Annotated in this window: 11 protein-coding genes; 4 read left to right on the top strand and 7 right to left on the bottom strand. The window is 45.1% G+C overall.

The features are described from left to right. Positions 1–45: 45 nt before the first annotated feature. Positions 46–3945 carry an SIR2 family protein gene (locus WC593_09750; protein MFA4825424.1) on the bottom strand — a complete coding sequence of 1300 codons (3900 nt, stop codon included), beginning with the start codon at positions 3943–3945 and terminating at the stop codon, positions 46–48. 176 nt (positions 3946–4121) lie between these two features. Next, complete coding sequence (locus tag WC593_09755) at positions 4122–5441, bottom strand: hypothetical protein (protein MFA4825425.1); 1320 nt, start codon at positions 5439–5441, stop codon at positions 4122–4124. A 386-nt stretch (positions 5442–5827) separates the two neighbouring features. Between WC593_09755 and WC593_09760 the strand changes: the two genes are divergently transcribed. After that, on the top strand, positions 5828–6136 hold the full coding sequence (locus WC593_09760; GenBank protein MFA4825426.1) for a hypothetical protein: 309 nt from the start codon (positions 5828–5830) through the stop codon (positions 6134–6136). A 278-nt stretch (positions 6137–6414) separates the two neighbouring features. Here WC593_09760 and WC593_09765 read toward each other — a convergent pair whose 3' ends face one another. Next, the gene (locus tag WC593_09765) at positions 6415–7452 is read right to left on the bottom strand and encodes a PAS domain S-box protein (GenBank protein MFA4825427.1); all 1038 of its coding nucleotides are present in this window, start codon (positions 7450–7452) and stop codon (positions 6415–6417) included. 200 nt (positions 7453–7652) lie between these two features. Here WC593_09765 and WC593_09770 point away from each other — a divergent pair, with 200 nt between their 5' ends. After that, positions 7653–8198 carry a small multi-drug export protein gene (locus WC593_09770; GenBank protein MFA4825428.1) on the top strand — a complete coding sequence of 182 codons (546 nt, stop codon included), beginning with the start codon at positions 7653–7655 and terminating at the stop codon, positions 8196–8198. 109 nt (positions 8199–8307) lie between these two features. Here the strand turns inward: WC593_09770 and WC593_09775 are convergent, their stop codons facing one another. From WC593_09775 to WC593_09790, 4 genes are all read right to left on the bottom strand, one after another. Beyond that, positions 8308–8697 carry a DNA polymerase ligase N-terminal domain-containing protein gene (locus tag WC593_09775; GenBank protein MFA4825429.1) on the bottom strand — a complete coding sequence of 130 codons (390 nt, stop codon included), beginning with the start codon at positions 8695–8697 and terminating at the stop codon, positions 8308–8310. Next, the gene (thiE, locus tag WC593_09780; protein ID MFA4825430.1) at positions 8694–9332 is read right to left on the bottom strand and encodes a thiamine phosphate synthase; all 639 of its coding nucleotides are present in this window, start codon (positions 9330–9332) and stop codon (positions 8694–8696) included. Before thiE ends, WC593_09775 begins: the two co-directional genes overlap by 4 nt. A 10-nt stretch (positions 9333–9342) precedes the next feature. Then, positions 9343–10143 (bottom strand): hydroxyethylthiazole kinase, encoded by an 801-nt coding sequence (thiM, locus tag WC593_09785; GenBank protein MFA4825431.1) that lies wholly within the window; start codon positions 10141–10143, stop codon positions 9343–9345. Between the two features lie 115 nt (positions 10144–10258). Continuing rightward, positions 10259–12943, bottom strand: a complete 2685-nt coding sequence (locus WC593_09790; GenBank protein ID MFA4825432.1) for an aminotransferase class V-fold PLP-dependent enzyme — start codon at positions 12941–12943, stop codon at positions 10259–10261. A gap of 559 nt (positions 12944–13502) precedes the next feature. Between WC593_09790 and WC593_09795 the strand changes: the two genes are divergently transcribed. Both WC593_09795 and WC593_09800 read left to right on the top strand, forming a co-directional pair. Next, a complete protein-coding gene (locus WC593_09795; GenBank protein ID MFA4825433.1) occupies positions 13503–14597 on the top strand; it encodes an ATP-binding cassette domain-containing protein in 1095 nt (364 codons plus the stop codon). Continuing rightward, positions 14594–15682 carry an ABC transporter permease gene (locus tag WC593_09800; protein ID MFA4825434.1) on the top strand — a complete coding sequence of 363 codons (1089 nt, stop codon included), beginning with the start codon at positions 14594–14596 and terminating at the stop codon, positions 15680–15682. Before WC593_09795 ends, WC593_09800 begins: the two co-directional genes overlap by 4 nt. Positions 15683–15815 lie beyond the last annotated feature (133 nt).

Consider the following 15815-nt stretch of genomic DNA (forward strand, 5'->3'; position numbering starts at 1 on the left):
TTCCAGATAAGGAATCCGGTTCGAATTCGTATACCCCCTAGTGAATTAATGGGATTTTATAGAAAATCTTTTTAACGATTCAGGAATGGGCTTCCCCTTTTTTATGTAGTATTGTTGAAGGCTAGATACAAGTTCTAATGTATTATTTTGAATTGCTTCGAGCTCAATATCAGATATCTGAATTTCATCTTCTCGTATCTGAAATTCAATTTCTTTTACGTCAGTCTTAATCGGTGTGAGGCTATTTTCTATCGATAAAAGAAGATCGTAAATATGTTGTTCATTAAACAAATCAGGACAATACCTGATTAATTGACTGGCAATCTCTAGCGCATGGGATAAACCGGGCTCTTTTCTGAGAACAATTGAATAAACAAAATCTGAAATTATTTTTTCATCCATCACCGGCACTTTTCCATTATGTGCCAATAATGCGTAATTGTACATCCCATCGATTGATTTTTTAGTGAGTTCCGGATTTGATGAAAACAATCCAATGCGAAGCCGGTTAATTATTTTGAGGGATTCGTCTGGTCTAACCAATAATGTCCCAGGTATTGATGAATTAATGCATAGATCATATTTAGAAAAATCATCTAATGTTTTTAGTATTCGCACTACTTCATTTTGATCGGTGATACGATCTAATTTGAATATAATAATTTGTTCAAATAGCAACAAGAGGTCATTGAATTGTTCACGCAAATGAGGATAGAAGTAACCATTTCTTTCTTTAGTATCTGAAAGCCAGTTTTTTTGCTCTTCCCAAATTTTACTGATATTATTAAATAATATTAGAATTTCAGATTCAGACCATTCGATATCATTTTGATCTCCATCATCGTTCCCAATTTGCAGACGTTTAGATGAATAAAGCCACTCATAAATGAAATGTGTTAATTGCCCACCACCACCTTTCATCGTATAATGCATTTTTCCATCTTGACCAATTTTTCCCGAAATTGCTTGGGGGATCGGTTGAGAGATAAGCCAATTCCGGTATTTGTTCTTAACATCTCCAGAGCTTAGTTCAGGTAGTCCAAGAAGGACAAAATTCAGATAGCCAATATTAATTGGCAAATGTGAATTGGGATCAGTTTTTTGCCATAATGCTTCTTTAAAGGCTTCAATTTCAGCATCATTTAACCCTTTAATTTTGAATAATCGTATGAGTCTCAATAGAGACCGTCTTCTTGCATCGGGGGAACCGATTCTGGAAACTTGAATTAAGTTCGAAATTGCAGAATCCCACGAACGCCGGTCATATCCATCAGGAATTTTAAAATTACTCTCAAAATAAATATATTCAAATGGTTCAGGAAAATGCTCTAAAATAGGCACCGTAAACTGGTTTACAGTCGGAATTGGCAGGTTCAGAAGAGTGTCCATTCTCTCTAATAATTTATTGTGGGATACGGGATAGGTGATTCTTTTAAATAAATTACCAATTCCTTCATAAAAGTTAAATTTTGGTGTATTTTTTTGCGCCTCATAAATTTTTATTGTAATATCCAATAAATCCCCCAAACGATCATCGGACAATCGAATGCTGAGTCGAGATAACAATTCCATTTGGATTTTTATTTGTCTGAATGAGAAGGTATTGTCAAAATTCCGATTATGTCCATTTTGATAATAGGATATTAAGGACTGTCTCAATGATGTTATTGCAAGAGTGTAATAACTATCAAATAGTTTTTCATCTATTCGTAAAATCGATAAACGCTGGAACTTGTTATTAATTACCTTCTCGTTATCAGACCTTAGAATTACAGTTATTGCCCAAACAGGATCATATATCTCGATCCATTCTGCAGCATATGTGATTTCTTCATTAAATCTAAAAACTCTTCCAGAAATGATAGGCAGTCCAACATTTTCAATCATTTTTAAAAATGCAAAGGCCGGTAAAATTTTTACAATATCCGGTTCCGAACCCATGTGATGTGTCGTAGTTATAATTCCTGGATCAAAAGCATGCTTTTTTTCAAACGCAGGCTGTTTTCGAGGTTTCGGGACACTCACACTAGCTCTAAATTTTTCTAGTTCAATCCAAGGATCGCAATTATATCTGGCAAGCTGTTCCCATCTTCCTCTATAATCGCCACTTCCCTTTTGTTGAATGTGGTAATTCCTATTGATCGATTGGAGAAGAAATAAACACCAACCTTCCAATGAAAGAAGGTAAAAATCATCACGATTCGAATGAAGATGGAGACGAATTGTTTTAAGCGCATGTTCAGCGAGAGTATTAGCATTTTCAAGTTCACCCAATTCAGAATAGAGACCTGCCTTTTTCATTTGATATTCAGGATGATCATCATCAATTGACCAGGAGGTTAATTGTTTTTTTAGATTTTCCTGATCAAGTTGGAACATGAAAAACATGCATTTCTCATAATGCCATTTATTCTTCCAAATAGAGCTAAGGACATTGATTTTTTCCAGCAAATCAATCCAAATTTGAAATTTTTCCAAATTGTTACTTTCACGATAGTGTCGGGTTAAAAAATATGCCAAATCGACCCATTGCGAACTTATTACATTCCAGTCATAACTCTGATATTCTTCTTTTTCCTGATTGATAATTGATTCATTTATTGTAATTAAATTTGAAAACGGATTCACTTTCTTTATTTCAGATTCGATGCAATCTGCAACATTACTAAATAACGGACAAAGGCAAATCTCAAATCTCCAAACTAATTCGAAGAGAAGATGAATGTTAGTCGGAAATTTGAACGAATTTATATTGTCTAATATAGGTTTGATCGAAACAGATGTATTTTCCCAGATATCAGTTCTATTCTTTTTTGGAGCGACTATCCATCCAGAGTAAGTTTCTCTTTCGATCGTCCATATTTTTAGATTGTTTTCGATATCCGTCTTGAGTGTACTGCTACTACTATGGGTCAAATGGCGATACAGAAGATTCGCAGATTTTGAAAGATTTGGGGGAAGCGGATATAAGGGGGGTGCAAGAGGATTTTTTATTGGTGATACCTCGTGAGAAGTCTGTTCGGGCCAATTTAATTTGTTATTTGGTTTGGCTATCGTTAAACACTTTAAAAACCATTCTATTGCTGTTTTACGACGATTATTATCATCACTAAATTTGTCTCTCGGAAATAATGGGCCCAAATCTACAATTTTTATTTTTTTCTTTTCAAAATCTGCTCGTTCAGTTTCATTTAAATCTAAAATACCGCATAAATAAATCGGGGGGGAGTGACTCTTTAAATTTTTATTAACCCAGTCTTTCCATTTTATGAAGTTTTTATCATTTCCTCCAAAACCTATGAGACAAAATACATTTTCAAGGATTGATTGTTGAACAAGATTCTGAAATGCTGCAAATTCATTTTCATAATTATCATAATCCTCCTTCGTGATAACAAACGAATTGCATGGAATGTCTCCGTGTAATTTCACAATTCTTGGCTTCGATTTTAAAGGGATCTGCGTTACTGTCTTGATTATATCGTATTTTTTATAGTATATTTTGGGTAAGGTACGTTCTAACAACGTATCGTAATTTGTTGTAAAAATATCAGACCATGGGAGAGAAAGTAATAATTCATGAATTTCACCGGGTAAATATTTTTCATCAGGAATTGACTTTATCAATACACTATACAATTCACCCTTTCCAAACTTATCTGAATACTCGCTTGCGTATTCATCAAAGTTATTCCCGAACTGAAGGATATCTTCTGGGGTCTTTTTAGAAATATCATAATCTGGATGTAATTTTGAATAGAGAATTTCACCCAAATCAGAGGCTAATGGGAAGTTCGGAATTTGGGAGGAAAATTTTTCTGCATTTCGACTGAATCCCGCACCTATCATTACTGCAGCTCGACCATATTCAGTATCTTTAAACAAATTTTCTCGAATATGTTCAAGATTCGCCCTATCTCGAAATTCCAATACTTGAGTCATCATTTTCCCGATTATATAGACATTAAAACATGGATGATAAATGATTTTCCCGATTATTCATTCAAATTACTCATTGTACCATATTGACTAATGGATTGATCCCAATATCAAACCAATGTAGAGATATGTCATCTAATATTTTGAATGAAAATTTTCTTAAAACGGTTTTTATGTGAACATTAATAGAATTCGAGTGCGCGAGGTACGATTATTAATCGATCAACTAATACATCCAGACATTCGTCAATTTCTTCACAGAACCAACCAATAAAACAAAATGCGAATATCGTACTGTTTCCTTCAATTGTTAACAATAATGCAGGCATTGTCGTTTGTAAAATTAGTAGTAAGTCTTTGGGTTGAACCAAAAACGCGACCCCCACCGTTGCGAAAAAAAATATTAGAAAGAAAAAAAACGCGAGAATCGATGACAAAACAAAACGAACAATTCTTTTAATCCAGATATTTAATGGAGATAATTTTTCTTTTCCTTTAAAAACGACTATCTCGTTATCATGAATGGTAATTACCTCATTTTTCAAAATTGTAATGTAGCCTTTTTTTGTCAATATTTTAAAATAATTAGCATCGAAACTCGGTAAAAAGAAAATATTTGATAGATGTTTGGATGAAAAAGAAAATTGTTTTGAATAAAGCCGATGATTAAGAGTAATATTTGAAGTGTTATCACATAAACTAACCAATCTACAAAATCCACTGAAAAGTGTAAAGATCATTATTTCGATAAAAATTATCGAGAGTAAATTTAATCCTGTTAGAATCCCAACGACCGGGATAAGACAGATTAATACAAACACATTGTAAGAAAGAAAATTATGAACATACACAATACATCGAGCAAAATTATCAATCGGTTGCCAAATTACTTCTTTTGAATTTTTAATTTCCAAGAAGTCAACAATCGCCATACGATTATCATAATTTTCTTCTATTGCATCAAATATGAGCATGAAAAAATAGGCAATTACAGCCATAAACAGAAAAAGAACAAATAAGCCGATGATTTCGAAATATTTTTCAGATGGAAATTTTCCTTGAAAGAAGGAAGTAAAAACAATTGCTATGAGTAAAATGATAATGCCCATACCACCTAGAAACCCATAGAGCAATTTTTTATTCTCAGTTTTTGATAGAGTACCCTCCTTTATTGAATAAAACAAGTAAGCAAATACACCAAATGAACCTAATAATGCAATGATTGGAGAAATCAAATTAAAACTGGAATTATTAAAAAAGGAGTTGTTTACGGTGGTATTTACTTGATCTTGAGAAACATTAACTTGTGTATTAATAAAAAAATCCTGTGTTGTTGAGATATTTGTTTTATTGAAAAATGATGAAACGACACTTATTGTTGGATTAAAACTGATGAACAACGCCATGACATAACAAATTACTAAGAAAACAGCAATCCCGATCAATAATAAAACAAAAAACGATATAGGAGATTTTTTAACGTTTTCTTGAAAATCGATCATTAACCAATCTTCGAAGTTGATTGATAATTAATGCTTTTATGAAGAAGATGTTCACAAATACAGAGAACTATGAAGGATGTTCATGCGCGACTCGGAACGGATTCAGGTAATAATAGATAAGTTGAAGGAAATATGGCTGCACAATCCCGATCAGAGATTCGGCCAACTCACATACAACCTATTTTCTCAAATTCCCAATACTCGGAAAAAAGGACAGACAGAACTTGATATGTTTCATGTTGAGGATGATACTTTTGAAAATTACTTAGACCCCATAATTGAAAAACAGGCAAAATAGTGTCAATTAGACAAAAAAAGAGTCTAGTGTATAGAGAGGTTTATATCGTCAATAACGTAATTTGAAGTTCATAGAGTGAGGTATTGTGATGAAACAACTCAAAACGCTAGGTGATGAGGTTGAGTTTGGATATGAATGGACTGCTGATGATCGGATAAAAATTAGATACGGAGAAAAAAGTTCTATTCATTTTAATGGTATACTCTACGACGAGTTAATTCAAAAATTTAAAGGAAAAACAATCAGAATCCATAATCATCCCGATGATGATAACATACATGATTGGATATACAGGAAAGGAGTGAAAACAAGAATCGCGCAATACATAGCCCCCATTTTGTGTTGGGAAAAACATGCAAAAAAAAGTCCCGAGCCAGGGCGAATAACCTTTTTATGAAATTTAACAGACAAAATAGTGCCTGTTCGAAAGTAAAGGAAATATTTTTAAAGACCTTATAATGACAATAGCGAGATTTTCCAGTCTGCTATTTAAATAAAGTAGACTATTTCACGATTTTTCCTAAAAGAATTGAACTCTGGGCTACAATTCCCTCCGGCGGCTTTGCATGTAGGGGGGGATACAATTCTCCCCTCTTTTTTCATTAGTTACGTAATCGGGAACAAAGAGTTCTGCCGGGACTAAAAAAAAAAAGAGACGTTTTCCCGGTCATGGGATTATTTATCGCTTCGTTCCGAGATATCCCGCACCGTACTCATGACAGCAGACATGCCGAAGTACTCGGTGATCCGGCTGCTGACCTCAACCGGTACTGTCGTCCCGTCCTTTTTTTTCTGCACGGTCTCAAACAGAATATGCCCCCGGGACTGGAACTTCTGTACAATTTCGGGTGTCAGGAGTTTCTCGGGATGGGTATCGATATCCTGCAGGCGCATCTTCATGAACTCCTTTACCGAATACCCCAGGAGGCGTGAAGCGATAGTATTTGTCTCAAATATCCTTCCGTCGATATCATGGAGGAAGATCGCATCGCTCGCCCCGTCAAAGAGCGTCCGGTAACGAAGTTCTGACTCAATGAGTTCATCTTTGATCCGCTTGCCTTCAGTGATATCTACTACCGAGCAGATGACCAGTCCGTCTTTGGTCATGGATGCCGTGGCCAGGACCCAGATGACCGTCCTGTCTTTTTTGCGCAGGGCGATCTCCATATTCGAGATTTTTTCATCCTGCAGTAATTTTTTTGAGAATTTTGCTTCCTGCGCGCTATCGAACCAAAGGGAAGAGAAGGGCTGGTTTTTGAGCTCTTCAAGGGTATAGCCAAGGATCTCTGCCGACTGCACGTTTATCGCGCGGATCTTCTGGAGTTCCATATCATACGTGAACATCCCTGCCTGGGAATTTTCAAAGATTTCCCGGTATTTCTTTTCCTGCAAAAGCTGTCCGGAAAAGGCTGATATGACAACACCTACCGATACGAAAATGTAAAAAAATGCACTGCTCGCCGCATAGAGACGGATATCCACCGGGCCATACAGGTAGATAAGGCCCAAGAATACCCAGCCAAGAACTATGGTGAAATACACTGCATAGCGGGGATACAGGTATGCAAGAAGCACGATTGGCAGGATATAGAAATAGGGAAAAATATCAAAATAGCCGTTTTTTATACAGAAGATCGATATCAGGACGATTATTATGGTGATGAGGAAGGTAACCGAAAGCCACAGGGTTTTTTGCGGGGATATTGTTTTCATGGGTACTTCATCTCAGGTATACTGATACAAGGTTGAACTTTGCTCGACTGGTATATTATATGTTATTATCCTGCCCGGCTTTTTAATGCCCACGGTACTTTTCGATCAGGTGGAGATTATTTTTTTGTCACTCCATTCAAACCTTGAGATATTGGCCCTGATTACGGGAATATTAATAGAATTCAGTGCAACGGTTACCTGTGGAATGGAATGAAAATGTCCAGCATGTCCGGATGCAGGACCTGTTAAAAACTGCACTTTACCTCTTCATCGGCATCGTCATTATTCCGGTTGCCATCGGGTTACATTACCAGATCTCCCTGTGGCACATGCTCGGTCTGGTGGGATCTGTACTCATTCTCCAGCCGATGGCAGTAGTTGTCGGGGTGGGGCTGGGGATTCCTCCCATTCCCATCATGCTGATCATGATCTCCTTTGGAATTTCGACGATCTTCGGACTGTTCACCATCTGTGACACATTTGCCGAGCGATCCGCGTGGCTCCGTAAACACCTTGACTCCGTCCAGACGATTGCCAAAAAATCCTCGTTGTTCCAGCGATACGGGTTATTTACCCTTATCCCGTTCATCTGGATACCCGGTATCGGGCTCTACGGGTGTGTGCTTCTTGCCTGGCTGTTTCATTGGCGGGGGGCAAAAGGTGTGGGCGTGATTATGGCAGGGTGGATCCTTTCAACGCTGCTCGTGTTGGGGGCATCGGTGGGAATTTTAAGCAGCATTCATTAGTTTAGAAATGTCTGAAAATCTTCGTTATTGCAGCAAAAGTACGGACATATTAACCCGTTATGTAAGTTCAACCGGACGTTGCGGTTGCTCTGCACTGCAATGCCAACTCCTATGCGTCTTTTGCCCTGAGTACCAGCCATTGATTGTCACCCGCTTTTTTGAACCGGATCAGCACATATTTGCCGGAAATGATCCTGCCCTGCAAGAGAACTTCGATTCGTTCATTGTTCCAGATCAATGTTTCATACATCCCGGTATCCTTTATTGTTACTTTGCCGGCACCATACTGCCCTTCCGGGATAGTACCCTGGAAAGCAACGTAATCCAGAGGATGATCTTCCACCTGAATTGCCAGTCGTCGTTCACCGGGTTTTTCCGGCAGCCCTTTGGGCACAGCCCAGCTCTTCAGCACCCCGTCCCGCTCAAGCCGGAAATCGAAATGGTGATGGCTCGCGAAATGCTCGTGAAGGACAAAACGCAACTGTTGATGATCGCTCATTTTCGTCTTCCTGCTTTACTCCGGGTGATCAGGGTTTTAAGATCCCGGGCGGCCGCTGTAATATCCGCAGCCCCGACAACAGCAGAGATTACTGCAACACCGTCTGCTCCTGCCACTATGACCTCCCCCACATTTTCCCGGGTTATCCCCCCGATGGCAATAACGGGAACTGACACCTGCCGCCGGATATCCCGCAACATACCAAGCCCGTGTCCGGGACCGGCATCCTGTTTGGATCCGGTGGAAAACGTAGGACTGAGCGCCACGTAATCAGCTCCCTGCAGCACAGCCTTGATTGCCTCGCCAGCAGTACTGACCGACACGCCGATGATGAACCCGGGGGGGGCGATCTGCCGGGCAACATCGGTACGCATATCCCCCTGCCCGAGATGCACGCCATCCGCACCGCAGGCGATTGCCACGTCAAGACGATCGTTTACGATGAAGAGTGTTGAAGTCCTGCGGGCAATCCCGCGAAGGGTTCTCCCTGTCCGTAAGAGCTCGCTGCTGCTGCAGGATTTGTCCCGGAGCTGGATGACATCGGCTCCCCCGGCAACTGCACGCTCTGCAATCTCTGCATGGGTCCGCCCCAGCCCGATATTCTCATCGGTGATTACGTACAGCTCATAGTTCATAGACAGACTTTCAAACGGATCTGATCTTTGCTTCAGACTGGAGTGCTGCGGGTTTAAGTCCTGAGAGTTCATCGAAGAGGGCAACCTTGAACGAGTACGGCCCCCGTGCCCCGGCTGCTGCCCGCTCCCCGGCAATGCCGAATGCGGCGAGTGCTGCTGCTGCGGCTAAGACGGGGTCTTTGGATTCCGCAGCAAATGCTCCTGTCACCGAAGCCGCCATGCATCCGGTACCCGATATACCGCCCATCATCGGGTGACCGTTCTCTACGAGCAGGACACGTTTGCCATCGGTTACGATGTCACTGGCCCCGCTAACAACCACGGTGATGCCGGCAGACTGGGCAAAATCCTTTGCAATCGCGACAGGATCCCCGGCAAGTCCTGCAGAATCCACGCCCCGCACCTTACCTTCTGCGCCGGCAAGTATGCCGATCTCCCCGGCATTTCCCTTGAGAATTGTTATCTCCAGTTCGCTGAGCAGGCGCCGGGCGGTATCTGTCCGGAAACGGGTTGCCCCTGCCCCGACCGGATCGAGGATGATGGGGATCTTCCTCTCATTTGCCTTCCTGCCGGCCGCGAGCATTGATTCGACCTGGAGCTTGTTGAGCGTCCCGATGTTGAGCACGAGTGCATTGACAATGCCGGTCATCTCAGCTACTTCCTCGATTGCATCTGCCATGATCGGTGCACCGCCGGCACAGATCGTGATATTTGCGCAGTCATTGACCGTGACGTAGTTGGTGATATGGTGGACAAGCGGGCGGTTCTTCCGCACGCGGGCAAACAGGTCTGATAGTTGAGCAGGTATCATCATAGTCTCCAGATAGTTGGGGTAGTATTCGGATAATTGTATTACACAAATATTTGCCGCAGGACTATTAAACCGTGACAGCACGGGAGTTAAAATTAAAAAAAAAGTAATATGCCTATCGCGTGAGTTCCTCTAACGTTGCGATGAGCATATCGATCTCTTCTGCGGTATTGTACAGCGCAAGGCTTGCCCTGACCGTCCCGTCAGGAAGGCCAAGTGCATCCATCAGTGGCTGGCAGCAGTGATGACCGGATCGGACGAGAATGTCTGCTGCTTCGTCCAGCTGCTGGGCAACCTCGTGCGGGTGAAACCCGTCCACGGTAAACGAGACAACGCCGATGCGTGCTTCAGGATGCTCCGGAGCATAGACCCGGATCTTCTTGTTCTGGGAAAGTCCGTTGATCAGCCTCGTGGTAAGTATCTCTTCGTGGCGCCGGATATTTTCCATGCCTAACGTTTCAAGATACCCGGCTGCTACGCCAAGCCCGATCCCACCGGCAATATTGGGGGTACCGGCTTCGTATTTCTGGTAACCTTCAGCGGCCGTAAAACCGGTGCCGGTGACAGTTTCAACCATCCCCCCGCCAAGAATGAAGGGTTCGAGGTCCGGCTCTTTCATCCAGAGGACGCCTGTTCCGGTCGGACCGCACATCTTGTGCCCGGAGAACGCGAAATAATCGCAGCCGAGTTTGGAGACATCCACCGGCAGGTGCGGAACGGTCTGGGCCCCATCCACGAGCAACTTTACCCCATGATCGTGGCAGATCTTCGCGATCTCTTTGACCGGTGTGATGACTCCCAGGACATTGGAGGCATGGGTAACGGCAACAAGGCGGGTTGCCGGCGTGATGATCTTCTCCAGTGCATCGGGATCGAGCGAGTAATCCGCACCAAGACCGATTATATCGACTTCAACACCCCGCGATTTCAGCGCCCGCCATGGCAGCAGGTTGGAGTGATGCTCAAGAATGGTGGTGATGACGCGGTTCCCGGGAGACCAGGCTAGTCCGTGGGCGACCATGTTGATCGATTCAGTGGTATTTTTGGTAAATACGCAGGTACCGTTCTTCCCGCCAATGAACCCGGCCACCTTCTCGTGGGCATGCCAGTAGCGCTGGCTGGCGATCTGGGTGAGGCGGTGCACACCCCGGCCGACATTCGCCCGGTAGTTGTGCTCGAACTCCACCATTGCTTCGATCACCGGTTCGGGTGAAAAACTCGTGGCTGCATTATCGAGATAGATGAGATCGCCAAGAATCGGAAAATCCTTCCTGATATCCGCTACGGAATATCCTTCAACCATTTGTAGGTCCATTGATGGCTCCATTATTTTTTCTTCCCGGTCTTTCATCTCTTCCTTTATTTCATCTGCCTTTTTGACTTCCTTTGATTCGGCTGTCACCGGTGGAGGTGCCCGGGGTGGCCCGGTTCGCAGCGTGTGATCTTCGTTGAACGGCACTCCTTTCAGATTACAGAGTTCCCGCATCTTTGGCGGGAGGGCACGCCACCGCCAGAGTCCCCAGGTGCAGAATACTTCCGGCAATCCCTTCTTTGCCGCCCAGCGTTTGAGGAACTCGTCCCAGCGCTTTGCATACTCCGGCTGGAGCACGCGGAGTTCCTCGTACTCGCTCTCGAGCATCGCGGGGCAGAGATAACACCCGATACGTTCGAGCCCCTTGTCATAGAGCGGGTTGGTCGCCACCTTCTGCCACCAGAGGTAGAGAAAGACTTCCAGCGCCCTCCAGTGACGGATAGGCGAGAGATTGAGCTGGAGCGGGTTGGCCGGGTTCTGGCTGGTCTCGTCGAGCCCCGCCCGGTTCCATGACTCGTACCAGCGGTTGCCCTGCACCGTGACGCAGGGGCCGACATCCGCGAGATAGAGTTTGAGCGGGTGGAGTTTCTGGAGTTTGCAGCACCAGCGGTTGTCCTTGCCCGGCGGCCCTGCTTTTTCTGCTGCCTGCCAGAAATCGCCGGCTTTCCGGATAATATCTACTCCCTGCGATTCGACAAATGCGATCGTCTCGGGAAATTCAAGACCGGTATCGATAAAGAATGCCTTAGTCACCCCGGCTTTCCGGGCGATATGGAGTACTGCAGTGCTGTCCTTTCCCCCGGAGAACGATACATTTGCGGTCGGGCGATCCGAAATGTGCTGCTTGATGGCACGGATCGCGTGGCGCTCAAGGTTTTTTAAGTGGAACTTGTTCTTCTCGATTGCCACATCCCAGCCGGGATTTTTCGGGGTGCGGGGCGTAACGCTGATGAGCTCCTTGACCTTGATGGACCCTTCCTTTACCATGCCGGTGCCGAACCGGTTTTTGTACTTGACAATAACGGTTCCGTCTGGAACGGGAATTTTGAGGGCGATCCGTTTGCCGCCAACCCGCCCCTGCTCCTGCCGGACATTCGTGTGGGTGTCGAGATCCACAATACCCTGCGTGGCATAAGGGAGGATGAACGGGAGTGCTTCGGGCGAAAGGTCCAGGCTGAATTTCCGTGACACAGGATCGAAGGTGAGCCAGCCGAGCCGCTCTCCGTGCATGATCACGAGATCCGCCCGGTCAACGCCTCCGGTCTTGTTAAAGAGGAGAATTTTTGCGAGCGGGACATTGCCAAACCGCTCCTGCACGAGTTTTTTGACCAGTGCCATGTCAGCGGCAAGGGCAGGGCGGACATCGTAGGGCTGGAGAAGTTCGATCTTCCGGCCCTCGGCCCCGCATGCACAGCTCTTTGCCACCAGCGGCACGTTGCACTGATCACACCAGAAAAGGACCTTTTTTACCGGCGGCTCGTGCATCATACACACTGATTGCGCGGGAAGGGAGATAAGAGAAGCGATTGGGGAGGGGGATCGTTTAATGCCTTTTTAGGGATAGTATACTGGACTGTTTTGCATTCAATTATTTTCCGACTCTTAAGAAACAGTTCTCCTGTCAATTTATTCATGCTCTATGAAACTATGAGGGTGACCCCCTCTCTCCCCCCGTGGGGGAGGCAGCCCAAGGGGAGCATCCCCTTGACCCCCTTCATTTTCAGGAATGCATCAACCTCTTGAAGGATGTTGCACTATCTGGTCGGTTGCTTTTCAAAACGTCTTTATGTAAATTGAATGAGACTGACCGGACCCTGAACCGCCGCGGGGGCGCCCCGTCGGGGGCGGCGGTGTCTATCGTAAGCGGGGGTATGGGGGCATCAGCCCCCATCATGAACCCTAAATATTTTCCCAGATTTGCAAAGAACAATAGTTTTTCAGAACAATTCTTTCGATAAATTAACCAGACACATGCCGGACAAGACAGTTTTGTAACATTCCCCACACCTTAAGTACTACCAGATCCCACGTAATTTTTAATATACGTATGAGCCCCCCCGCTGCGAATTCCGATGAACAGGAAGATGCACTGCAGCATCTTAAAAGCCGGGGCTATTGTTCTTCTGAACAGTGCGTTATCCGGATCGAACATCTCACCAAAACGTTCCAGGATAAACAGCGAACGGTAACAGCCGTGGATGATGTCACTTTTGATGTCAAACGCGGCGAGATCTTCGGCCTGCTCGGGCCCAACGGTGCCGGAAAAAGCACCCTGATACGCATCCTCACCACCCTGCTCAAACCCACCTCGGGTACAGCATTTGTTGATGTGTATGAGATCACCAGAGATCCAGAAAAGATCCGGGGCATCATCGGGGTCTGTCCCCAGAACAGCACGCTGGATAATGAGCTCACCGCGTACGACAATTTAGAGTTCTATGGAAAGTTAGAGGATGTCGATGACCGCATCCTGCCGGATCGCATCTGGGAACTTCTGGCCATGGTCGGGCTTACTGACCGGGCCCACATGAAAGTGCAGACTTTCTCGGGCGGGATGAAGAGGAAGCTTGAGATCGTGCGGGCGTTCATCCACCGCCCCCTGATCCTGTTTCTTGACGAACCGACCATCGGTCTTGATCCTGAGTCCCGGCGCGAGGTCTGGCAGCAGATCGAACACCTGAACGCAGAGAACACCACCATCATCTTAACCACACATTACATGGACGAGGCAGAGAAACTCTGTGGCAGGATTGCGTTTGTGGACCGGGGCCGGCTCATATCGTTAGATACCATGGATAACCTGCGCCTGCTGCTTCCTGCCGGCGATCTTATCGAAATTGGGTTTGATCGGCTGGATGACCGGATCATTTCTGCAATCAGAGCACATGATCTTGTCATTTCTGCTGACGTAAAAGAGCAGAGGCTCCATATCACCGCAAAAAACGGAAACACCATCCTGCCGGCCATTCTTGCGATCTTTGATCGCTATGCAGTAACCATAACCGCAATCTCTATCCGGTCCCCTTCCCTTGAAGACGTCTTCATCTACCTGACCGGTAAAAACCTGAGCGACGGCGGGGGAAGCGATGGCGCACAGGGTGGGGGCGGTGTGCCGGCTCCTGACAGAAGGAGGCCTTCATGATCAAAGGTGCCGTTGCGATTTTCAAGCGGGATTTCAAGAAATTTCTTGGCAACCCGTTCGTGATCATCTTTACCCTGTTAATGCCGATCATGTATCTCGTGATCTTCGGCAACGCGATGGGAGGGTCGATCAGCCACATATCGATCGCCGTCGTGCAGGAGGAGCCCTACGTTCATGAACCCCCCCTGTTCACCGCGTTTGTCAATGATCTGAAACATACGGCGCAGAAGGACAATCCCCCCACCTTCGATGTCGCAGTATACACCGATGAACTGAAAGCCAAACGGGCATTGCAGGGCGGGGTAGTGAGCGGGGTCCTGATCTTACCCTCTCCGCACTTTATCGATCGCCCGATACGGCTCTACGTGGACAGTTCCGATTCGGTGACCCCAGCCGTGATCATATCCGGCGTGAATGCAGCGCTCGTACAATCAGGGTCCCATAATCAGGTCGAAATAAACAAAATTTATGGCGATATCAAATACATCCAGTTCTTTGGTGTCGGCGTCATTGTGATGGCGATCTTCATGACCACGATGATGGGCGGTGGCATCGCCCTAATCAAGGATCGTGAGATGGGCATTATCGAGGGGTATTTTGTAACCCCCGTGAAGCGTTCGAGCATCATCATGGGCATGATCGCAAGCGGCACGGTAAGGGCATTTCTCTCAGGATTCGTCATCTTTATCGTCGATCTCCTGATCACCGGGATCATAATCCAGACCCCGGAAAATTTTTTTATGGTCCTGCTGGTGTTGTTCATCACCAGTATCGGGATCACCAGCTTCATGGTCTCGATGGCATCCCGGTTCTCCAACCAGCAGGAGTATGCCTCCATGTCGGCATTTTTCAACCTGATCCTCTTCATGACCAGCGGTGCATTTTACCCGGTCATCGGTATGCCGGACTGGTTGCGCTGGATCACGATCATCAACCCGGAATATTATGCAGTGCATGCACTCCGGAGCCTCATCCTGCGGGGTCAGGGGATCGACGTAATCGGAACGGATCTCATTGCCCTGTGTATCTTCTCGGTTGCAGCGATGATACTGGGTATCGCCACGTACCGGCGCACGCTGGAATAATGCGAACGAGGGGTTTCCTTGTTGCCGGATAGTCATTTCTGCCCCATGCAACCCCCGTTTTGATAAATGTTTTCACAACGTTCAGATAGTGTTGCAGGGCAAAAGTTCTGATGAATATTGTAGAAAACAAAAA

The organism is Methanoregula sp. (genome assembly GCA_041645435.1).
GTDB lineage: Archaea > Halobacteriota > Methanomicrobia > Methanomicrobiales > Methanospirillaceae > Methanoregula.